Origin of the sequence: Fibrobacter sp. UWR2 (genome assembly GCF_002210285.1) — a bacterium.
Taxonomy (GTDB): Bacteria; Fibrobacterota; Fibrobacteria; order Fibrobacterales; family Fibrobacteraceae; genus Fibrobacter.
The window spans coordinates 132,439-154,565 of sequence record NZ_MWQE01000006.1 but is presented as its reverse complement, the minus strand read 5'-3'; the positions used below and the strand labels follow the sequence as shown (position 1 = coordinate 154,565).

Here is a 22,127-nt window from a genome sequence, read left to right as displayed (position 1 = left end):
AAACTTTCTTTATTTTTCAGACATTTTTTTTAAGCAATATTCAACAACTTCATTAGCAAAGCCTCCAAACGGATCCTGACCGGTCATCTCTAGAAGCCAATAAGAAAAACCGCCAATGTTTTCTTCAATCAAAACAGGATTTTCATTTACATCTAGCGAAATGTCTAAGGCAATAAGTCGACAATGACGATTTTGCAGAGACACATCTAGGGCAAATTTTCTTATTTTTTCCCAGCATGGAATTTTCAATTTTTCATGGGAATAATCAATGTCATTCCATACATCCGTTTTACACCCATATTGATCCAGTGTCGTTTTCATTAAAGTTCCATCGGATACATTTATTCCTACAAAACGTCCACCCGCATGCGCATTATCAACGAAAGTTCCTTTTCGACCAATTCTTACTATACCTCCGGTCAAATGAATCTGTTCTGTTTTTACAGAACGATATAAGCATAAGCGCATTGTATTTACAGAGGTGTCGCAAAGTTTCGAAAAGAATGGGTGCTGTTGGACGGCTTCTTGTAAAATAAAGTCATTCGATGACATTAGATATTGCAATGATAATTTTTCATTATTAGAATTGAAAAATCCATTTTCTTTCCTGAAAAATTTAACGACACCAACACCCGAATCAGTATCTACACTCGGCTTGAATATTAAATCTTGATATTTTTTCAGATAACTTTCAAAATCTTCGCACGAACAACTAAAGCCTTTGTTCAAAAAGGAATCATAATTTTCATTCAATAGTTGCCCTCCATCAATTCTTCTTAATGCCGTTTTAGGAGTGTTGATATGAGGCATGTATTGACTGTACAGATTTTTATCCGAATAAAAATCTCTATATCGAACAGGATTCAAATAACGCTCTAGATACAATTCTCCAATATATTCAGGAACAATATGCGGAACTTTTCCCATATATCGAGAAAAGAAACGATACGATTCCGTTTCTATTTTTTCAGGGAACCGGCTCCAAAATGCAACGTACGCATTTTCTCCATCTATATATTCGTTGGAGATATTGTTTTTTTCGAGATACTTAAGAGATTTGATTCTATAAAATCTTTGTGCAATACGACGTCTTCTTAAATTCCATAGAAACTGCAGTATTTTTTTTAGTTTTTTTTTCATTAAAATAATCCCCTTGCTTTTTTTATGATGGATTTGGCACTTCGAAGGATGCTACGAATAAAGCCATTGGAAAATTTAACATAAAGGATAGTCTTTAAGCCTCGTAAACCATATCTAACATTATAGTGTTTTAATGCTATATTTGCAAAACATTGTGCTCTAGAATCAAAATCAACCAAGGGCTTTTCAATTTTTTCATGTATTGTAAACAACTTATACTGAATCAAGTCGTTAAAACGAACATCATATTTTTCATAATTGGCATCTAACCAAGAAAGAAGATTAATCCAATAGTCTAAACTATAATTACCGTTAGACGCCGAACCTGGATGGCATACGATTTCAGCGACGACGTCATCGATAGATTTAATGGAATTTATCCTGCTTGACATCAATAGATTAAAAATAAAATCTTCATTATTTTTTATTGATGGATGCACAACAACACGGGGTTCGGATAAAAGGACATCCTTTCGCCACATTTTCATATTTAAGCCTTTGGGATGTTCTGATATAAACCTTCGATACTTCTCGTTTCCTTCAAGAATCCCATTGAAACTAGTCCCATAAATAACATCGTTTATTCTATTTCCATTTTCATCAATATCAACGCAAACGCCATTCACATAGTCAACTTCTTTTTTCTTTCATCGCTTTATAAAAATTCGATAATGCCGTAGGAGGCATTCTGTCATCACCATCCAGAAAAGCGATATATTTTCCTTCAGCAGCATCAACTCCAGCAAATCGAGCCGACATAACGCCGCCATTTTCTTTGTGAATGACTTTTATTCTGCTATCAGAGGCAGCATATTGATCACAAATTTTTCCCGAATTGTCCGGGGAACCATCATCAACCAAGATAATTTCATATGAATCAAAATCTTGGTGTTGAACACTTTCAATTGTTTTAGCAACATAGCGTTCTACTTTATAAATCGGGATTACCACCGAAATTTTTACATTACTCATTTTTTTATTTCCTTTTTAAAAGCTTATGGTAGATCCGTTTTAACGCATCAACGCATTTTTCATTTAATGAAGGTTTCAAACATTTTTCTACAAGGTTTTCAAAAGAATCGGTTGAATTAAAATTTTTAAAGAAATAATTTCTCTTTGGGTGGGGCTTTACAGGATTGACAATTGCAGGGTTGTAGTAGACAGCTTTATCATAATCAGTGTCAAATACATTTAATTCTACAGTTTTATTTAAAAGTTCTTTGCCCTTGATAGAATTTGCTAAAACAAGCGAGACACCTTTATTATCATCAACAGATGGCATAATTCTATCAACACCCCAAAAATCACCTAACGTCAAATCAGCATGACTTGCCCCAGCTTTCGCTTTACACTCATAGCAAGAAGGCCTTAATATGACATCCCATAAGAACGCCTTCATGTATGGATTATATTTATAAGGGGTCGAAAGGGTACAGTTTTGCCCCTTTATGGTAAAACTGAACCCTTTCCATCCACTGCATTTGTCACGGAAAAATATGTTTCTAATAGAAGACAATCCAAGGTTTTGCCTTTTACACCAATTCAAATAAGTTTCCCATACCATTGGTGATGGGGCTCCATGACAAACGACATCAATAGTATAAAGATTATCATAATCTCTTTTCAAGAAATGCTTCAAACCTGAAATCTGGCATGGGGTTCCCGAAAAAAGAACAATCTTGTTCTGATTCAGAAAACATTTGCACTTGGAAAAGCTTTCTCCAACTCGAGCCTGAACATATTTGGATCCTTTAAAAGCCTCTAAAGAATCTTCATCTTCAGCATAAGCGATTACTACTTGATAATCCTTGTCAAAACACGCCCCAAAAACAACGCCGTTTTGCCTTAAAATCGTTCGCGCCAACGCAGTAAACGCACCACCGCTGGAACTCGTTAAACGAATTTGCTCATTCGTATTTATCACACCATATGTGCTTATCGGCTTTTGCTGTTCATACACGGAATTGAACGGACAAACTTTTTCACAAGCTCCACATTGAACACAGACGGAAGTGTCAACCATAGGATACAAAAAACCTTCATTGTCGGCACGCATTGTTATGCAATTTTTTGGACAAATTTGCATGCACGCACCACATCCGCAACATTTCTTTTTATCAAACAATTCAATCATACTTTATTTCTAAAAAAAGGAATTCTTTTCAATACAAAAAATCGCTCACCTTTAGACAATCCAAATACAAAGCAACTCAAGGAGGATATCAAAATCGAAATAAGCACCATAGCAATCCATTTGTAAGTAAAATCATATAGTACATTTTTCACAAGCATTACAAGAACAAGAGATAAGAATGTAACACAAAATACTTTTAACGCAACCTCCATAACAAACCGGCGAATAGACAGCCCAATCATTTTCTTGACCATTACAAGTCGAACAACATATGCTGCGCAGCAAACAACAAAATGGACAATGAATACAGACCATGGAGCACCACCAAATCGTAATACCACATAGGATATAGGAACAATCACCAATAAGATTCCCCCGACAATAGTCTGATAAGCCTTAACTCGTCCAGTTGCAGCAACGGCATTCATCAAGGGACCTGCAGTTGCATCAAGCATTGCAGTTACCAATATTATTCTCAAAAAAACAACCGTATATTCAGGAACGTCTTTCAACCATATTTCAAGAATTGTCCCCGTTTCTAGAAGAATTGGCAGAGACACAATGAACAACAGATAAAATGTGAATTTACATCCACGCAGTATAAGTGAATGCATTTCATCTATTTCATTATTGGCATAGGTTTTCGTAATTTGGGGAGTAACAGCCATCTGGAAGTTTCCCGCAAATTGCAGAACAGCCCCCTGCACCTGAACAGCTATACCACGTGCAGCATTTACAACAGGGCCAAAAAAGACATTTAACAGCATATTTTGCCCTTGAGTAAACAAAACTGCTGCAAAATTCCCCCACAAATTCCACCCTGCAAAAGAGAGCATTTCTTTAAACAGAATCTTATCTCTTTTTAGGTACATACGAGTTTCAGCGAAATGTCTTTTACAATACACCGAATAAACGCAACGTAAAAGCAACTGAATTGAGGCTATCAATATTGCATACAAAATGAGTTTATCGCATCCTGCATAAAGAACAAAATACACTGCAGCGAGTTTTAGCGAAACTTCTAATACTGATATATAAGCAAATGCAGACATTTTTTCATGCGCAATTATTGCCGCATTATAAGGGAAACTCATGATGGCGACAACAACAGTAATCACGCTTAATTGGAAAACCCACATCGCCGCATTCGCTCTATCCGGGGCAATAATCATCTTTTCTTTAAGAAACCATATTCCTACAGATTCAGCCAACACAATTACAACTAATGCAATAAGAAAATGTATTTGCATACTCGTCGCAAAAACTTGTTTTAATCTTTGGGGATTTTTTTTCCCTAACTCATAAGTAATATAGCGCTGCGTAGATGTGGTCATCGCACTATTCAAGAAGGCGAACATAGTGACAATTCCGCCGACAACATTATAGACACCATAATCAGAAACACCCAATGCGGCAAGTACAATACGGCTCGTATATAGCTGTACAGCCATCGTAAAAGCCATTCGAATATAAAGAATGATTGTATTCTTCACAATTCGTTTATTATTTGCATGGTATTCTATTGGCTGCATTTTAAGAAACCGGAGATGTTAAATTTTTTTGAAGCCATAGAAGAGATTCTTCACGCCATTTTTGCAAGGTTGCATCAACAAAAGACCAGTCTACAACAGAATTCAACTTTTTAAAGGCCTCTTCATAAGATTCCGATGATGATACGATTCTATTTTCTAAATGAGTTTTTTCAAGTAATGTAGAGAACCGTTCATTCATTCCGCCTTTTTCCCCACTAGTGGGTAAAATCAAAAAAGGCTTATGGAACAACAAGCAAAACACGCAGCAATGGAAACTGTCCGTCACCACGAATTGTGCGTTGTCAATGTAACTAAGCCATTGCGAGACCGAAGGAATTCTAAAACCATCTAACGTGCACTTGACAACATCGTCTAATAAAAGTTTCTCTATGGATGCTGAAAGTTTTTCGCGAATTGTATAGATAAAGGAATATTTTCTACGATTATTTTCGATTTTAAATTTCTTTCGATAAAATTCTCCATTATGCAAAATCGTTGGATCGCAAACACAAGAAACATTTTTTATTCCTAGCGATTGTAAATATTCAACAGAAGAACGTTCTCGAACGCTAACAGAATTAAAATTTTTCAATAGACGGAGAGCCTTCGCTTCAAAGTCCTTTGGCCAGGATGGCATTCCTAATGATGCTGCATAGGAAATTTTACGAGTTTCATCAGATGCAAAACCTGCAAAATAAATGTATTCTTCGTCTGATACAAAACGAGCATTCCAAATTTGATCAGAGCCAGCAATAATGCAATCATATTTTAGAGACAGGTCCCTTGAGTTTTTGAATACTTTATATTTCTGACACGGAATTCGCTTCCACTCAGAAAAAGTCGGTTCTCGTATTTGATTTATAAAATTTTTGAGCCACCAGTAAGGATATAAAACAGGCCAAATATAACGATACTTTCTTTTTCGTTCAGTAAATAAAACAGCAGATCTAGCCTTGTATGCAAGGATTTTTGAATTCGGAACCGTATTATGCAAAGCAAAACACTGTAAAAATGCTCCGTAGTTACGAGCTTTCCAAAAAGTGACGATTAGTGTTTGCATCTACGCTCCGGCAATTCTATCAAATCTCCCCATTCCTTTTCCCATGAAATCGGCTTTGCTTTCATAAAGCCTCCATCATCAAAAAAAGTCATTTCTCCGAAATAAACTTTTCCGTTTATTTCATAGAAATCAACTCTGACGTGAGGAATGCCTTCCGAAAGGATTTTCGATATTTTTTTCATTTCTTCCAAACAAATAGGCTTTTCCGGAATTGTCGTTGAATTGGGAACTCGTTCATCCTGCAAATTAATATGATTAAAATTCATATCAAAATAATCGAACGTTTTATTATTATTTTGTCGGCCCTTTGCAATTAACAAATACTTTGGTTCCGCGTTAAATGTATAGAACTTGTAATCTCGTAATTCCTTATATGTTGAATCTTCCATATAAGGCTCTGCTATAATTCGTGGAAATACGTTTTTATACGGCCATTCGCGACTTTGCCAATAAAAATTACGTTTCAAGCAATTGGTGATTATTTGCCGAGCTGACAAAATATCAAATTCCGATTTATCCCGAACTATGATGAGTCCCCCCGAGTCATGAGTACATTTCAATACAAATTGATTCGGTAGTTTATCAAAATCAATGTCGTCAAAGTTGTTCCAAACGCCAAGTGTCGGAATGACATATTGTTCTCCGATTTTATTCGTTACCCATTTTTTGACGGCATACTTATCGACAAGTGTCGTGTACAGAGGATCTCTATTGTAGAGCTTCAGCCACTGTAACTTTTCATCGAATGTTTTTGGATTGCGTAAGTTGAGGGAGTTCCCCATCAATTTTTTATAACAATATTTTAAATATAATGAATCTGGAATTAGCCGTTTGATAAAATTCTTTATAACCATAAACGCCCCCCCCCTCTAATTATGTTTGTTAATTTGGAATTTGGCATTAGTATAAACATCTACTCCTAAACACCCAACATCATCAATTGTCAACTTATTTTTCCACAGAACATATGGCCATGCCAATTGATCCCTCAAACTCCCTGCGTTTTGAAGTTCTTTCCACCATTCATCTAAAAGAAAGGCACTATGAATAAAGAACTATATCGGGATTTACGATGGCATGGAAATCCGAATTTAGGCACGGAATCACATAATTGTGCCCTTTTCCGAACCCAAGATTCTTCTTGGTATCCACATATTGTACATCGTCATATTTTGAGAGGCTTTCTAGAAATGCTTTTTTGTAGTGATTTTCATCCGCATAGCCGCTGTTATCGACGATATAGATTTTTTTGGACAAAGATTTGTCTGTAAATCGTTCAATAGAGTCTATCGCCAAAAGGACATCGTCGTATTTCTTGTAGACGACAATAGAAATGGAAAGTGTTACATGGTCAGGCACGATAGAAGCCCTCTCTAACCCTATTTTTTCGCAACAAACGCAGTATCAAAACGCCCCTTCCCCAGTCTACGGGGAACTGCGGCCTGCGGTCCATTCAACAAAATATCACTGTTCTGCATCATCGCGAGGGGGCCCGAACCTATAGAAGACAACGAAATGCGGCGCTTGCAACAACCTGTTGTAAGTTATTCGTAAAAAAGTTAGAAAATTATGCAAATGCTACAAGGGGCTGACATGATATATGGCGGGGAAACGAAAAAAATTTGGATTTCCTATTGACATCCGGCCAAAAATGGTATACATTTGTATAGTATCGATAAGCACATCAAGAACATCTTTGAGGAAGGTGAACTAATTGAGTCACAGGTGATGAAAAAATTCGGAAATTCCGAATTTACGGGAAATTTGACGAAATTGACCATTTTTTAAGTCATCTACAGTCGAGCTGACGCAGGTATCAACAAAAGACCCTTTCTTCGGTAGAAAAAGCTTTCCTCGACTCGATTAAAAGCATCGAGAAAAAGGCAGAAAAAAACTCAGTTTTTCCGAACAGCTCAAAACGAAGGCTCACGCCAAAGCATCCTTGATTACAGTTTTCCGAGGTCCTTGAGCATCTTCTCGTACTTGTCAGCACGAACTTTTTCCGCATCAGCACGAGCTTTTTCCGCATCTGCACGAGCCTTTTCCGCATCTGCACGGCGTTCCGCTTCGTCGGCGCGATCATTAGCATCGTCAACTTCTTCCTGCCAAGTCATATAGCGAATCCTCGTTTCGTTGTCCGTCTGGTACCACTTCACCAGTCTGTCGATATTTTCGGTTTCCGGAGACATCGGCTTCTTGGTGGCGAAATACTCCAGATACGTCCTAATCGATTTCTCGGCGACCTCGCGGTACTTATTAAATATATAAAAGTTCTTGAAGCAGAGATCACCCAATTCAATTTTCGGATTATCTACTTCTAAATTCTTGAACCTGTATACGGCCAATCCCCGTTCAAAAATGTCCTCAGGACAAAGAAAGATAATGTAAAGTTCCTTCAGGTTGCGGTACTTTTCGCCCTTGCTCAGGGCTTCGCTGTCACGCATGGCCTGGTAATAGCGAGACCGTTTCGGGATTTCCTTGGTATCTTCCACCTGCATTTCTATATCGAAACTGCGGAGGGTTTCACCACCAGGACCAGTTTCCTTCACAAAGACGTCAAAGCGGACTCCCTTGTGCACGGGGTTGATCTCAATAGTTTTTTCTGGTTCAGGTTCTCGAAGTTCGTGAATTTTGACGCCAAGCACCGCTTCAAGGAATGGCTTGGCGATTTCCTTGTGGCTGAACACCATGGCAAACATGAACCTGTTCGTAATGGGGAGCTGTTCAAAAGGTACGCGTTTGTTTTCCATTTTATGCTTAAGGCGGGAACGCCCCCGCAAAGGCGGATAGAGATGTCCCTATCTACTATATAAACGGATAAAGGGTCCAAAATAAGCCAAAGCAGTACCAAAATTTTTGTTTACGCAATAAATTCCTCGCCGCAAAACCAAAAAACATCATGTAAACAAAGTTTTTCGGCTCATTTTTGCCGCGAAATCGTTTTATAGGTAGATAGACCTTTCAAAAACGGAGCTGCCCATGAGCGACTTTTACGCCGAATCGCGCGCGATCCTGGAATCCAGGGCGAACACGCTGTCGAGATACACCTACGAGACCTACCTCTCCCACCTGCACAAGCTGCAGCTATACAGGCCCGCGGTGGAATGCAGCGACGTAACCGAGGCGTTCGTCATCGGCTACATCGACTTCATGCACTCGCGCAAGAACAGCGCCGGCTGCATCTACCGTTCGCTTTCCATACTCCGGATGTTCGTCAAGGAACTGCTCCGCAGGCGCAAGATCCGCCGCAACCCCATGCAGAATATCACGCTCAAGAAGGTCCGCAACCGGCGCGAGTTCCTGGAAGTGGACGAGCTCGAAAAGCTGTACTCCGGCTTCATGGAACATTCGGACAGGCTCAATTTTTCTGAGCGCGAAGCGCTGCGGGCGTTCCTATTCTCTTGCTTCACGGGCCTGCGGTTTTCGGACCTCAAGGCGCTCACCCCGCACGACATCCACAACGGCAAGATACGCATCTTCACGCAGAAGACCGGCGCACAGGTCTACATCCCGATTCCCGCCCAAGCGGTGGCCCTGCTGCAAGGCGCAGGCGAGACGGCACTGCACGTAGTGGACAATTCCACGTTCAACAGGAACCTACGCGCCGCCGCCAAGAAGCTGGATTTCCACAGCCGCCTGCACGCGCACATCGCCCGCCATACCTTCGCGACCTCGTGCGTCTCCTTCGGGGTACCCATCGAGGTGATATCGAAGGTGCTCGGCCACGCCAACATCGAGACGACGCTCATTTACGCGAACTACTCCAACAGGGTCATCGACCGCGAAATGGAAAAGTTCAAGATTAACGTCCCGACGGGGTGACATTCTCTCAGTCGAGCTGACGCAAATTTCCAATTACTTTTTCGAACCTGGCAGAAACATGTCAAAATCACGCTGAATCTGCTTGCCATATTACAACGCGGGGATGACGAAAGCAAAGGCGAGGATGACGTTAGGGTGGGTTATTCTATCGGGAGTTTCATCGTGCCCGAGTCGAGGCCCTTGACCGCGTAGAAAACCCTGGTTCCGTCCGGCTTGAATAAAATCGCGATACCGGCCAGGTAGTTCAGCCAGTTGTCGCCGTCCCATTCGCCCTGCTTGGCAAGGTAGTACTTCATCGTAATTCTCCTTTCGGATATGTACGACACCATCGGGATAATCATTACGTCGTGCGAGACGAACATGCCAACTTGCTTCTTGGAGCGCTTCAATGCCGGCATAAGGTGATTTTCCAGCAATGCGGCGAACCGGGGAGACACGTCGTAGAAAACGTCGGTGTAGCCGCCCTCGGCCGCCCACCTGGTCATGACACCCCTTCCATCATCGTTTTCCCTAAAGAGGGTCATATAGTAGGTATCGAAGCTCTTTGTGAACCAGCCTTCGTTCAACACGGCCATGGTATCGCCGAGCGTATCGTAGTCAGCGCGGCCCTTGGCAATATTGTTGTACGTCATGTGGGTACGGTGATACTGCGAGCCGGCATAGTACATTTCCGGGCTGAATATCAGTTTTTCCCCCAGTTCCTGGGACTGGGCTACTCCGAGATCCGTCAACGCACTCGCTATGGAGAGATCTTCATCGCGTTCTGCATGGCGAATTACAATGATTACCTGTTCGTCCGGAGCCACCTTGGCAAGAACATCTTCCAGCGGGACAAAATCCATCACGCGGGACTGCCGCACATACTTGTCGTTGAGGGCGCTCATAACCTCTTCATTGGTAGCAATCCTCCAGAGGTGCGTTCCCATATCGCAATAGTAAGAGCGGTCTTCATTGTTGATTTCGACGAACTTCAGCTGGCCAGCATTTTCGGCGCTGCACTTGCCCAGGATTTTTTCCGCCGAAAGCGTAACAATGCTATCCACGATGCGGGTGCTGTCCTTGAAGATGATGTTCAGGCTATCAATGATATTCAGGCTATCGATTACGCGGGTACTGTCGATGTAGTTGATGCTATCGATGATATTCACGCTGTCAACGACTTCGACGCGTTCGACAATCTTGTAGCTAATGCTGTCGACAATGTGCACGCTATCCCTGATGCGCAGGCTGTCCTTGATGCGCAGGCTATCGATGACGCGGACGGTATCAATCCAGTTGAGGCTATCGCGGACAACCACCGAGTCACGCGGCTGTTCGTTTTCGCCGCTCGCAGAGCTGCTGTCGGAATCGCCGCATGCCGCGAGAATAGAGGCAAGCGAAAGGCCCGCCAGTACTTTGAGGACTTTTGAATTCATCGAGGGAACTCCTTCTTTTTTAAGGTATCAACTAATTTGTATACAAATATATTTTAATAAACTTACAACGTCAAGGTAGGTTGTAAGTTTTTTTCTTTAGTTTATTAAAAAACAAATTAGCCGAGTTTCGCGCGGATCCAGTTGTTGGCGTTCGCGATGGCACCGGCAATCTTGTCGACTTCCTTGGTACCGGCCTGAGCGCGGTCCGGGCGTCCACCACCCTTGCCACCGCAGGCTGCCGCGAGATCCTTCACGAGGTCGCCGGCCTTGATGCCCTTGGCCTGAACGTCCTTGCCGACCATCACGGCGATACTGCCCGCGCCATTGATCTTGTTTGCAATCACGGCGACAGAGTCAGTCGCAAGTTTGTTCTGAATGCCGTCGAGCAAGTCCTTGTACTTGTCTTCGGGCATGTTGAGTTCACGCACGAAGAGGTTCACGCCCATCACGTTGATGCCGCCGTTCAGGACTTCGGCCGCGATGAGGGTCGCAAGTTCGAGCTTCACGGACTGCAGGCTCTTTTCGAGGTTCTGCGTCTTGGCGAACGTCTGCTGGATACGGTCGAGAACTTCGACGTCCTTGCAGCGGAGCTGTTCGCGGAGAGCGGTCAGGATGTGCGTACCAGCGCGGAGAAGGGCGAGAGCGCCACGGCCAGAGACGGCTTCGATACGACGCACGCCAGCGCTCACGCTGGATTCAGAAACAATCTTCACGAGGCCGATGTTACCGGTGTTCTGCACGTGCAAACCACCGCAGAGTTCCTTGGAGAATTCTTCATTGGCGCAGCCCATCTTCACGACGCGGACTTCGTCGCCATACTTTTCGCCGAACAGGGCCATGGCACCGCTTGCCTTGGCTTCGTCCACGCCCATCACTTGGGTGTTGACCGGCAGGCATTCCATGACCTTCGCGTTTACGATGTCTTCCACCTTCTGGATTTCTTCGGCGGTCATCGCGTTGAAGTGGCTGAAGTCGAAGCGGAGGAGTTCGTTCGAAACAAAGCTACCCTGCTGCTGAACGTGAGTGCCGAGCACCTGGCGGAGCGCAGCCTGGAGCAAGTGCGTTGCAGAGTGATTCTTGCGGATATCGTTACGGCGGTCGTTATCGACGGTCGCCATGAACACGGCGCCCATCGTCTCTTCGTTTGCCGTACCCTTCTTCACCTTACCGCGGCAGAGGGCGGTGTCGTTCACCTTCACGGTGTCGAACACGTCAATTTCCAAGTCAGCGGAAACGAGCGTTCCCTTGTCGCCGACCTGGCCACCCATTTCGGCGTAGAACGGAGAGGTTTCGAGCACGATGCTGAGCACGCCCTTGTCTTCACGCCAGCGGACAACCTTCGTTTCGCAAGCAGAGAGTTCATAGCCCACGAACTTGGTACTTTCTTCGCTGTACTGCGTCCAGCCTTCGGTACCCATCGTGTTGATGCCCTGCTTCATGTTAGCGCGGGCGCGGGCCTTTTGTTCTTCCATGCACTTCTCATAGCCTTCTTCATCGATGAGGAGGCCCTTTTCTTCGGCGAGAATGCCGGTGAGGTCCGGCGGGAATCCATAAGTATCATAGAGGAGGAACACCTTGTCGCCCGGAATCTTGTCGCCCTTCTTCAAGTCGGCGGAGATGGCGGCGAAGCGTTCGAGGCCGGCGTCGAGCGTGCGGATAAAGCTTTCTTCTTCGCTCTTGATCACGGAGGCCACGAATTCCTTGCGTTCGCGGATTTCCGGGAAGGCATCGCCCATCGTGTCGGCGAGAACCTGAACGAGCTGGCAAATGAACGGCTTCTTCTGGCCGAGCAGGCGAGCAAAGCGGCTTGCACGGCGCAAGATGCGGCGAAGCACGTAGCCTCGACCTTCGTTGCTCGGGAGTGCGCCATCGGCAATAGCGAAGGAGATTGCGCGGATGTGGTCGGCAATCACGCGGTGCGGGGTGCCGGCTTCGCCATCGTTGTACGGAACGCCAGAGAGTTCAGCGATCTTCGCGATAATCGGGGTGAACACGTCGGTGTCGTAGTTGCTAGTCTTGCCCTGGAGAATAGCGCAGATACGTTCGAAGCCCATACCGGTATCAACGTTCTTTGCCTTCAGCGGAATCAAGGAACCGTCGCTCACGCGTTCGTACTGCATGAACACGTTGTTCCAGATTTCGATGTAGCGGTCGTTTTCGCCGTTCACGCCCTTGATCGGGTCCTTGAACGTTTCGGCCTGCGTAGCGAGGTCGCCGCGGTCGTAGTGGATTTCGGAGCAGGGGCCGCATGGACCGGTGTCACCCATTTCCCAGAAGTTAGAGTGAGCGTCGAAGCGCATGATGCGGTCATCCGGGAGGCCGGACACGTCCTTCCAAATCTGCCAGGCTTCGTCATCGTCCTGGTACACGGTCGCAAACAGGCGTTCCTTCGGGAGCTTCCACACTTCGGTCAAAAGTTCCCAAGCCCAGGCGATGGCTTCTTTCTTGTAGTAGTCACCGAAGCTCCAGTTGCCGAGCATCTCGAAGAAGGTGTGGTGGTAGTTGTCGCGGCCCACCACGTCGAGGTCGTTGTGCTTGCCCGAAACACGGAGGCACTTCTGGCTGTTGCATGCGCGCTTCCAGCCCTTCGGATTGTCGCCCAGGAAGATTGCCTTGAACTGGTTCATGCCCGCGTTCGTGAACATGAGCGTCGGGTCGTCATGCGGAACCACCGGCGAAGAACGCACAAAGAGGTGGCCCTTGGATTCAAAGAACTTGATGAAAGATTCGCGCACCTGCGCAGAAGTCATAGTAGGCATATTGTGTCCCTTTTATTTTCGGGGGTAAAGATAGAAAAAGATCCTCGCCTACGCGAGGATGACAACAACAAAAATCCCCGGCCGGAGGCCGGAGACTTTGATTTAGGAGGAGAACAGTGAAAAAACTAAAGTTCGTAGTCCAGGCGGAGCTTGGCGTAGCCGTTTTCTACGCGGATGTTCAAATCGCGGTACATCACCTGTTCCATCTGCCAGTTGCCCGCCGACCAGCGCTTGGTATCGAACCAATCTCCGTCGAAGTCGTCTTGCCAGCTGAGCGTAAAGTCCTTGGTATCTGCATTGTAAGCGTACACGCGCACGTAGTCGATGTGCTGTTCAACCGGCAGGTTTTCCGGAGCGAACTTGCCCGTCCACGAGGGGGTATTCGAAACCCACAAGTTAAAGCGGAGGGACTGCTTTTCTGTCATGAACTTCACCTGGTCTGCATCGGCATGCTTGCCGCGGCTCATGCCGAGAGTATCGCGGCGGACTTCCACGCTGTCGATTTCCCACGCGATGTATTCCGGGGTCCAGATGATTGCGTACAAATGAAATTCGTTTGTTGCATCGAAGGCAAAGTCGTGCATCTTTTCGGAGGCGGTCAGGTCCGTAATGGAAGGATCCGCCTCGCGGGTAAGGATATTGGACTGCCACTTGGCCGGGTTCTTGCCGAGGATTTCGATATCGATTTCGTTCCACGGTTCCGTACCCTTTTTCCAAGACAGATCGTAGTTCAGGAACATCGAGCTCACGGAACCCGAGACGGCGGCCATCTTCATGCGAGCCTCGAAGCGGCCATACAGGAACTGTTCCTTGCCAGTAAGTTCCGCACCGTAGAACGTGTACTTCTTGTTCGGGTCATACGGGCCATCAACTGCAGGCGGGATGGGGTCGATGCCGCCAACAGAAGCAGACGACGCCGGGACTGTCGCAGAAGACGCCGGCAAAGCCTCGGAAGATACAGGAACCGTCTCCGAAGAAACGGGGAGTGCCTCAGAAGACACAGGAACCGTCGCGGAAGACGCAGGGACAACCGCAGAAGATGCAGGAGTCGGTTCGGGGCCGGTAGAATTGTCATCACCGCAGGCAACAAGGGCAAAAGCGGCAGCGAAGGGGAGCAAATACTTGATGTTCATAAGAAACCTCTTTTTCCTCAAAGTTATTCTTTTTTGAGCGGGTGCGTACAAGCAAGGGGCGGACAAATGTACCAACTGTATCAAGTGTATTTTCCTTTGCCTTTTTGGGAAAAAAATTCTATACTAATGGCATGGATTTTCTTGAATTTATAAAGGCAGTTCCCGTCATCGGGATTCTGCGCGACATTCCTCGCGGCTGCGAAGGAGCCTGCGTAACGACTGCGGCCGCATGCGGCCTGAAGGCAATTGAAGTCACCATGAACACCGAGGGTGCCGAATCGATTATCGCTGCACTCAAGCAGGCGGCAAAGCCCTTCGACATCAAGGTGGGTGCCGGCACCGTCCGCCACGAGAGCGACTTGAAAAAAGCGCTTGACGCGGGCGCGGAATTCATTGTCACGCCGAACACGCGCAACGAAATCATCCGCTATTCCAACACGGCGGGCATCCCGATTATCCCCGGAGCGCTCACCCCGACCGAAGTGCAGAAGGCATTTGACCTGGGCGCTACCGCAGTGAAAGTCTTCCCGGTAAACTGCGTGGGCGGGCCCGAATACATCAAGGCGCTGCGAGGGCCGTTCCGCGACATACCGCTCATGGCATGCGGCGGAGTGAACCCGCAGAACGCGGGCGACTACCTGAAGGCAGGCGCAAACCTGCTCAGCTTCGGGGCAAGCATTTTTGCGCCGGCGCTCATGCAAGGCGGCGACTGGAAAGAAATCGAGAAGCGGCTGATGGCGCTCCTCGACAGCGTGAAGAAGGCTGTTTAATTCTTTAAAGATCCCCGCCTCCGCGGGGATGACGAGAAAGCCGCGCGCTTTAAAGATCCCCGCCTCCGCGGGGATGACAAGAAAGCCGCGAGAATGACGAGAAAGTTATCTGCGGGCCTGGCGGGCTCGCATCTTGTTTTCATACATCGCGCCGTCGGCGCTGTGGAGCATGTCGTCCATGTCCTTGTAGTCGTCGCTCGAATGCGCAACGCCATACGCAAAAGAAACCGTCTGGTCCACGATGGTCACGCCCTTCACAGCCTCGAGCATACGATCGGCGCAGATGAACGCACCGCGCTTGTCGGTATCGGGGCACAGCACCATGAATTCGTCGCCGCCCATTCGGAACAGTAGGTCGGATTCGCGCAACAACTTTTTGCATGCGTTCACTACCGCGCGCAAAAGCAGGTCGCCCGCCTGGTGGCCGTAGCTGTCGTTAATTTGTTTTAAACCATTCAGGTCAAAGTAAATCAAGGAGAAATGCGTGCCGTATCGCTTGCTGCGGGCAAACCATTCACGCAGGGAATACATCGCATGCCTGCGGTTGTAAGCACCGGTCAAGTCGTCGGTCAACGAAATATCGCGCAGGTAGCGCAGCGTGCGGGCCAGGCGAATGTGCACGTTCACGCGCGCCAGCAAAATCTCCGAAACCGCAGTCTTGCTCACGAAATCAGATGCTCCGGCATGGAACCCCTTCGCAATGCTGTCGGAATCTTCACGGCTCGTGAGGAATATGATGGGCAAATCGTCGAGCGCATGCCCCTGCCTAATGCGCAGGCAAACTTCGTAGCCGTTGAGGCTCGGCATGTTGATATCTAGCAGCACCAGGTCGACGCGCTCCTTCTCGAGGAACTCGAGCGCTTCTTCGCCCGACGAACATTGGACTACACTGTAGCCGACCTGCGAAAGCAAATCGTTTGTCTGCTGCAAAACTTCGGCGTTATCATCGACGATAAGAATTCGTTCTTCTACCATACCCCAGTCTCCATTTTGCCTTTAAAATATATTCTTTTGGCAAAAAGGGGTAGCGATATTTTTGCCTTCAAAGCGTTTAGAGGTATTCGAGAGGCAAGTTTTGTTGTGCCAGGCCCATGCGGGCGGCAAGGCTCAAGAACAGCGACAGGGACTGCTTGCGTTCGTCGGTGAATCGGTAGTCAATCACCTTGTAGTAATCTTCGACAACATGGCGCGGGAGGCTTACCGGGTAGCGCGCAAGCCAGCGGTCGAGCGCAGCGCTAACGTTGGCACGGAAGTCCGCGATGCTTTTCTCCGTCAATTCCATGTAGCGTTCGAGCGCGGCACGGTCCCTCTGTGCGGCAGCTTTCGAAATCACCCACGCACCAAAAACGAACGGCAACCCTTGCCATTCCTGCCAGAGCGAGCCCAAGTCGTAGCCGTATTCAAAGCGGTTCCGTTCGTTCTCTTCGAGCGCCATGTCGCCTATCAGCAGGCACGCGTCGTCGCTGGCTTCGGCGGCAAGGCCATCCTTGTATTCGGGCATAACACCGTAACGCATCTCGAGCAAAATGCGCAAGAGAGCAACCGATGTGCGGCTTTGTGAAGTTATTCGTACCGCGCGGCCACCGAGTTTTTCAATTGGGTAGTGCGAAAAGAGCTTTACCGAGCGCACCTCGAACGAGCATGACGTACAAAGTGCGGGCGAAAGCACGAAGGCTCCCGGCTTGAGTGCAAAGGTAATCGACGATGCAGGCGAAAGGTCTATAGAGCCGTCCATGAGCCCGCGGCAGTGCGCACTTGGCGGGCCGTCGACAAAATCGAATTCCCGGCAATCACCTTCACGCCCGATAAAATCGTGGAAAAACGGTGCACACACTAAAAACGGAATTCGCCCGACTCTTAGACTCATGTAAAAAAATTAACTTTTTTACTCAACTTTATCTTTCACAAAAGGACAACACAATGAAAAAGGAAAGACTGCGCGGAGTGAATTTGGGTGGCTGGTTCAGTCAGGTCGACTGCATCCAGGAAAAAGACCCCGTCGGTTTCCCCGGGGTTGTCCGCCATATCGAAACCTTCCTCGGCAAAAGCGACTTTGAGCGCATCCGTAAGGCGGGGTTCAACCACGTCCGCCTGCCTGTGGACTATTTTAATTTATTCAAAGGCGAGAACGACACGCCCGACGAGGAGGTGTTCGGGCTGCTCGACAAGGCGCTCCGCGAAATTACGGAAGCCGACCTCGACGTTATTCTCGACTTGCACAAGTGCCCAGGCCACGATTTTCACCTGGGTTGCTCTACCGAACAGGCATTTTTTGCCGACCCGGCAGCACGCAAGCGTGCCTGCAATATATGGGCATTCATGGGCGAGCGCTACAGCAACATGCCCCGCGTGATGATGGAACTTTTGAACGAGCCCGCCGGCAGCGACTCGCGCGTTTGGGATAAAGTAAAAGACGAACTTTTCTGGGCTATCCGCAAGCATGCGCCCAAGAACACCATCGTGGTGGGCAGCAACAAGTGGAACAGCGCGAAGGAATTCGAGTTCCTTACCCCGCTCGACGACGACAACGCCATCTACAGCTTCCATACCTACACACCGGTGACGTTCACGCACCAGGGTGCCGCATGGATTACTGACCCGTTCTTCCACATTGAACGCCCCTGGCCCGGTGACTATGCCGCCCCCGAAGGCGATGCGCAGACCCGCCTGAACGTGGAATACGGCAAGTGGGACAAGGCCCGCCTGCAGGCAAGCATCCAGAACGCGCTCGATTTCCGCGCAAAGTACGACCTGCCCGTTGCCTGCAACGAGTTCGGCGTGTACGTGCAGGTGCCGCGCCAGTACCAGATTGCATGGATGCGCGACTTCCTCGACATCTTGCGGCAGGCCGACGTAGGCTTTAGCTACTGGAACTACAAGAACCTGGACTTCGGACTCGTATCGAAGGGAGAATCGCTGCACGAGAGCCTCCCGCAATACAACAATCCCGACAGGCTCGACAACGAACTCATGGACATGCTCGCGAAGGGCTAAGCCCGCGGGTTGTTCGCTGTCATAAAAGGCATGGCAAAGCATGGCGCTCGGTAGAATCAACAAGCTGGAAACGTTCGGGTCCGTCGACGGCCCGGGCGTCCGTTTTGTCGTTTTTCTGCAGGGCTGCCCCATGCGGTGCAAGTTCTGCCACAATCCAGAGACATGGAGTTTCGACATCGCAGGCCGCGACTCGGGCAGTAACGTGCGGGCAACGCTCCCGAACGAGAACCCCTTCGAAATTTCTGCCGGCGACCTTTTGAAAAAAGCCCTCCGTTACAAGAGCTACTGGGGGGCCGAAGGCGGCATCACCGTGAGTGGCGGCGAACCGCTCGCGCAGTTAGACTTCATGGTGGAATTCTTCGAACTTGCGAAGGCCGCAGGCGTGCACACCTGCATTGATACCAGCGGGGTCACGTTCCGCCGTACCGGAGAAACGTTCGAAAAAATCGAGCGCCTGATGAAGGTGACCGACCTGCTGCTTGTAGATATCAAGCACATAGACAACGTTGTCCATAAGGAACTCACCGGCCACGGGAACGAGAACATTCTCGAATTCTTCCGCTATCTGGATGAAATTCACAAACCCATCTGGATAAGGCATGTGCTTGTGCCCGGCATAAGCGACGACGACAACGCATTGAAGCGGACCCGCGCATTCATCGACACGCTGAGCAACGTAGAGCGCGTCGACGTATTGCCTTACCATGCATTGGCACTCGCCAAGTACCAGCAACTCGGCATCGACTACGCCCTAAAAGACGTCAAGTCGCCAACTCCCGAGCGCGTTGAAAACGCAAAGCGAATATTGAACTTTCGTTGACTGTCGTCGCGATTTAACTAAAAAATGATGGATGAAAGCCCACCATTTTTTTTAACAAAATCTTTAACTCAAACCAAAATTTCGCAGAAAAACGAGTGAAGCGAGGCCACGACCTTTTTTTGAGTAAAGGCTAAAAGGCTAGCAGGACAAGGCGCAGTATTCAGCAAGGGGTAAGAAACAAGTAAGACGAGGCAACGACCCCCGAAGCCGTAGTTAAACCTACGGCGAGAGGGGGAGTAACGAAGTATTACGCAGTTTATTAGCCCTTGATAGCGTCGCCCATCGAGAACATCGGCATATACATTGCAATCAAGAGGCCGCCGACCGCGCCACCGAGGAACACGATAATCAACGGTTCAATCATGCCCACCACGGCATCCACTGCGGCGTCCACTTCTTCGTCATAGAAGTCCGCCAGTTTCAAAAGCATGCCGCCCAAGTTACCTGTTTTCTCGCCCACGCCTGTCATCTGGATAACCATCGGCGGGAAAATGCCTACTTCAGTCATGGGGTCCGCGATACTCTTACCACCGGCAATACCAATTGAAATCTTGCCGATTGCCTGTTCCACGACCTTGTTACCTGCCGTAGAGGCCACGACCTTCAACGCATCCATCACGCTAACGCCCGCATTCAAGAGCGTTCCCAATGTACGCGAGAAACTTGCCGTAGAAGACTTGATCGTAAGGTCACCTATCTTGGGCACCTTCAGCATAAACTTGTCGAACGCAAACTGCGCCGCAGGCACCTTCATTACGAGTTTCCATGCGATACCCAACGCAATCACAGCCAGGAACAAGAAGCCACCGTTATCGCGTAGGAAGTCAGAAATGTTCATAACGACCTGCGTCGGCGCGGGGAGTTCCGCATCCAAGGCGGCGAACTGTTCGGCAAATGTCGGCACCACGAACGTCATAAGTGCAATCACCACAACAATACCCACGATGATAACCATCACCGGGTAAGTCAGGGCCTTTTTCACCTTGCGCTTGAGGCGCATACTGTTTTCCATGGTTTCGGCCAAACGTGCAAGAATGCCTTCCAAGATACCGCCCGCTTCACCGGCGGCCACCATGTTGCAATACAGGGAGTCAAAAACCTTCGGGTGCTGCGCAAGTGCATCGGCCAGCGAAGAACCGCCGTTAATGGACTGCGTTACTTTGTGCACAACATCCTTCAGCGCAGGGTTTTCGCACTGCTCTTCCAGAATGTTCAGGCACTGCAACATCGGGAGGCCTGCAGAACACATAGAAGAGAACATACGCGTAAAGCGGGTCAAGTCCTCGTGCTTGATGCCGTTGCCGATGTTGAGCTTGATTTCCATCGGCTTTTTCTTGAGCTTCACAATCGTGAGGCGGCGGCGCATCAGGAGCGCTTCGGCCTCGGCCTTGTCCTTGGCCTCGAGCGTACCTTCAAAGTTGTTGCCCTGTGCATTCTGGGCCTTGTACAAAAATTCGGCCATCTACTAGACTCCTTCCTTCACGAACAACTGTTCCAACTGGTCCGGGCTCGGCGAACGTGCGAGCGCCTCGAATCGGTCAACCTTGCGGTTCTTCACGAGTTCGCAGAGGCACATGTTCATCGTGTTCATGCCGAACTTCTGGCCAATTTCAATCATGGATTCAATCTGGTGTACCTTGTCGTCGCGGATAAGCGCGCGGATACCCGGAGTCACGTTCATGATTTCGTAGGCCATCACGCGGCCACCGCCAATTTTCGGGATAAGCGTCTGGCATATCACGCCCTGGAGCACGAACGAAAGCTGCGTACGCACGGTCTGCTGTTCGCCCTTCGGGAAAGCGTCCACCACGCGGTTGATGGTCTGCACGCACGAGTTGGTGTGCAAGGTCGCAAAAGCCAAGTGGCCCGTTTCTGCAATCGTTAGGGCCGCACGGATGGTCTCGAGGTCACGCATTTCGCCGATAAGCACCACGTCCGGGTCCTGGCGGAGCGCCATCTTGAGCGCCTGCGAGAAACTGTTGGTATCGCTGCCGACTTCGCGCTGGTTGATCATGCAGCCCTGGTGCTTGTGCAAAAATTCAATCGGGTCTTCCACCGTCAAAATGTGGTCGTGACGTTCCTTGTTGATCTTGTCGATCATGGCGGCAAGCGTCGTGGACTTACCCGAACCCGTAGCACCCGTCACCAGCACGAGGCCGGAGGGGCGGGTCGTGAACTCGGCCAGGATTTTCGGGAGGCCAAGTTCCTTAAACGTCTTGATTTCGAGCGGGATAATACGGAGCGCAAGCGCCACGCAACCACGCTGCAGGTAGGCATTCGCACGGAAGCGCGCGAGGTTTGCAATACCGAAAGAAAAGTCGCACTCCTTATTCTGTTCGAACGATTTCTTCTGCAGTTCGTTCATAAGGCTGTACGTCATGCGCATGGTTTCGTCCGGTTTCAACTTGTCGTCGCCGATGGGGGTCAATTTACCGGAAAGTCGCACCAGAGGGGGCGCACCTGCAGTAATGTGCAGGTCGGACGCACCGCGTTTCACCATTTCAGAAAGAAGGTCTTGAATATTGTATGCCATATTCAAGAATATAAC

The 22,127-nt window shown here is 48.1% G+C and carries 19 protein-coding genes; 4 read left to right on the top strand and 15 right to left on the bottom strand.

The annotated features are described in order from the left end of the window. Positions 1-9: 9 nt before the first annotated feature. From B7994_RS09750 to B7994_RS09710, 8 genes are all read right to left on the bottom strand, one after another. The gene (locus tag B7994_RS09750; RefSeq protein WP_088638270.1) at positions 10-1,140 is read right to left on the bottom strand and encodes a sugar-transfer associated ATP-grasp domain-containing protein; all 1,131 of its coding nucleotides are present in this window, start codon (positions 1,138-1,140) and stop codon (positions 10-12) included. Beyond that, entirely contained in the window at positions 1,140-1,766 is a 627-nt protein-coding gene (locus B7994_RS09745) for a hypothetical protein (protein ID WP_088638269.1), read from the bottom strand. The genes B7994_RS09750 and B7994_RS09745 overlap by 1 nt, the downstream gene beginning before the upstream one ends. A gap of 4 nt (positions 1,767-1,770) precedes the next feature. Further along, positions 1,771-2,112, bottom strand: a complete 342-nt coding sequence (locus tag B7994_RS09740; RefSeq protein WP_088638268.1) for a glycosyltransferase family 2 protein — start codon at positions 2,110-2,112, stop codon at positions 1,771-1,773. 4 nt (positions 2,113-2,116) lie between these two features. After that, entirely contained in the window at positions 2,117-3,274 is a 1,158-nt protein-coding gene (locus B7994_RS09735; RefSeq protein ID WP_088638267.1) for a Coenzyme F420 hydrogenase/dehydrogenase, beta subunit C-terminal domain, read from the bottom strand. Next, complete coding sequence (locus B7994_RS09730) at positions 3,271-4,725, bottom strand: hypothetical protein (RefSeq protein WP_198957845.1); 1,455 nt, start codon at positions 4,723-4,725, stop codon at positions 3,271-3,273. The genes B7994_RS09735 and B7994_RS09730 overlap by 4 nt, the downstream gene beginning before the upstream one ends. Before the next feature lie 82 nt (positions 4,726-4,807). Continuing rightward, complete coding sequence (locus B7994_RS09725) at positions 4,808-5,866, bottom strand: polysaccharide pyruvyl transferase family protein (RefSeq protein ID WP_088638265.1); 1,059 nt, start codon at positions 5,864-5,866, stop codon at positions 4,808-4,810. Continuing rightward, the gene (locus tag B7994_RS09720; RefSeq protein WP_088638264.1) at positions 5,854-6,720 is read right to left on the bottom strand and encodes an ATP-grasp fold amidoligase family protein; all 867 of its coding nucleotides are present in this window, start codon (positions 6,718-6,720) and stop codon (positions 5,854-5,856) included. The genes B7994_RS09725 and B7994_RS09720 overlap by 13 nt, the downstream gene beginning before the upstream one ends. 1,092 nt (positions 6,721-7,812) lie before the next feature. Further along, on the bottom strand, positions 7,813-8,616 hold the full coding sequence (locus B7994_RS09710; protein ID WP_088638262.1) for an Rpn family recombination-promoting nuclease/putative transposase: 804 nt from the start codon (positions 8,614-8,616) through the stop codon (positions 7,813-7,815). A gap of 229 nt (positions 8,617-8,845) precedes the next feature. Here B7994_RS09710 and B7994_RS09705 point away from each other — a divergent pair, with 229 nt between their 5' ends. Beyond that, positions 8,846-9,688 (top strand): site-specific integrase, encoded by an 843-nt coding sequence (locus tag B7994_RS09705; protein ID WP_088638261.1) that lies wholly within the window; start codon positions 8,846-8,848, stop codon positions 9,686-9,688. A gap of 140 nt (positions 9,689-9,828) precedes the next feature. Here the strand turns inward: B7994_RS09705 and B7994_RS09700 are convergent, their stop codons facing one another. The 3 genes from B7994_RS09700 to B7994_RS09690 all read right to left on the bottom strand — a co-directional run bounded on the left by B7994_RS09700 (position 9,829) and on the right by B7994_RS09690 (position 14,995). After that, a complete protein-coding gene (locus B7994_RS09700) occupies positions 9,829-11,103 on the bottom strand; it encodes a histidine phosphatase family protein (RefSeq protein WP_088638260.1) in 1,275 nt (424 codons plus the stop codon). Positions 11,104-11,219: 116 nt separating this feature from the next. Further along, positions 11,220-13,862, bottom strand: coding sequence for an alanine--tRNA ligase (alaS, locus tag B7994_RS09695; RefSeq protein WP_088638259.1), 2,643 nt, complete (start codon positions 13,860-13,862; stop codon positions 11,220-11,222). Between the two features lie 125 nt (positions 13,863-13,987). Continuing rightward, entirely contained in the window at positions 13,988-14,995 is a 1,008-nt protein-coding gene (locus B7994_RS09690) for a family 16 glycosylhydrolase (RefSeq protein ID WP_088638258.1), read from the bottom strand. 131 nt (positions 14,996-15,126) lie between these two features. On the opposite strand from B7994_RS09690, the gene B7994_RS09685 reads away from it, so the two are divergent. Next, complete coding sequence (locus B7994_RS09685) at positions 15,127-15,765, top strand: bifunctional 4-hydroxy-2-oxoglutarate aldolase/2-dehydro-3-deoxy-phosphogluconate aldolase (RefSeq protein ID WP_088638257.1); 639 nt, start codon at positions 15,127-15,129, stop codon at positions 15,763-15,765. Between the two features lie 105 nt (positions 15,766-15,870). On the opposite strand, the gene B7994_RS09680 is transcribed toward B7994_RS09685, so the two are convergent. Continuing rightward, complete coding sequence (locus B7994_RS09680) at positions 15,871-16,740, bottom strand: diguanylate cyclase domain-containing protein (protein WP_088638256.1); 870 nt, start codon at positions 16,738-16,740, stop codon at positions 15,871-15,873. A gap of 76 nt (positions 16,741-16,816) precedes the next feature. Continuing rightward, positions 16,817-17,632, bottom strand: coding sequence for a menaquinone biosynthetic enzyme MqnA/MqnD family protein (locus tag B7994_RS09675; protein ID WP_088638255.1), 816 nt, complete (start codon positions 17,630-17,632; stop codon positions 16,817-16,819). Between the two features lie 53 nt (positions 17,633-17,685). Between B7994_RS09675 and B7994_RS09670 the strand changes: the two genes are divergently transcribed. After that, positions 17,686-18,759 (top strand): glycoside hydrolase family 5 protein, encoded by a 1,074-nt coding sequence (locus B7994_RS09670; RefSeq protein WP_088638254.1) that lies wholly within the window; start codon positions 17,686-17,688, stop codon positions 18,757-18,759. A gap of 40 nt (positions 18,760-18,799) precedes the next feature. Continuing rightward, positions 18,800-19,579 (top strand): pyruvate formate-lyase-activating protein, encoded by a 780-nt coding sequence (gene pflA, locus B7994_RS09665; protein ID WP_088638253.1) that lies wholly within the window; start codon positions 18,800-18,802, stop codon positions 19,577-19,579. 259 nt (positions 19,580-19,838) lie between these two features. Here pflA and B7994_RS09660 read toward each other — a convergent pair whose 3' ends face one another. After that, on the bottom strand, positions 19,839-21,041 hold the full coding sequence (locus B7994_RS09660) for a type II secretion system F family protein (protein ID WP_088638252.1): 1,203 nt from the start codon (positions 21,039-21,041) through the stop codon (positions 19,839-19,841). A 3-nt stretch (positions 21,042-21,044) separates the two neighbouring features. Next, positions 21,045-22,112 carry a type IV pilus twitching motility protein PilT gene (locus B7994_RS09655; protein ID WP_088638251.1) on the bottom strand — a complete coding sequence of 356 codons (1,068 nt, stop codon included), beginning with the start codon at positions 22,110-22,112 and terminating at the stop codon, positions 21,045-21,047. Positions 22,113-22,127 lie beyond the last annotated feature (15 nt).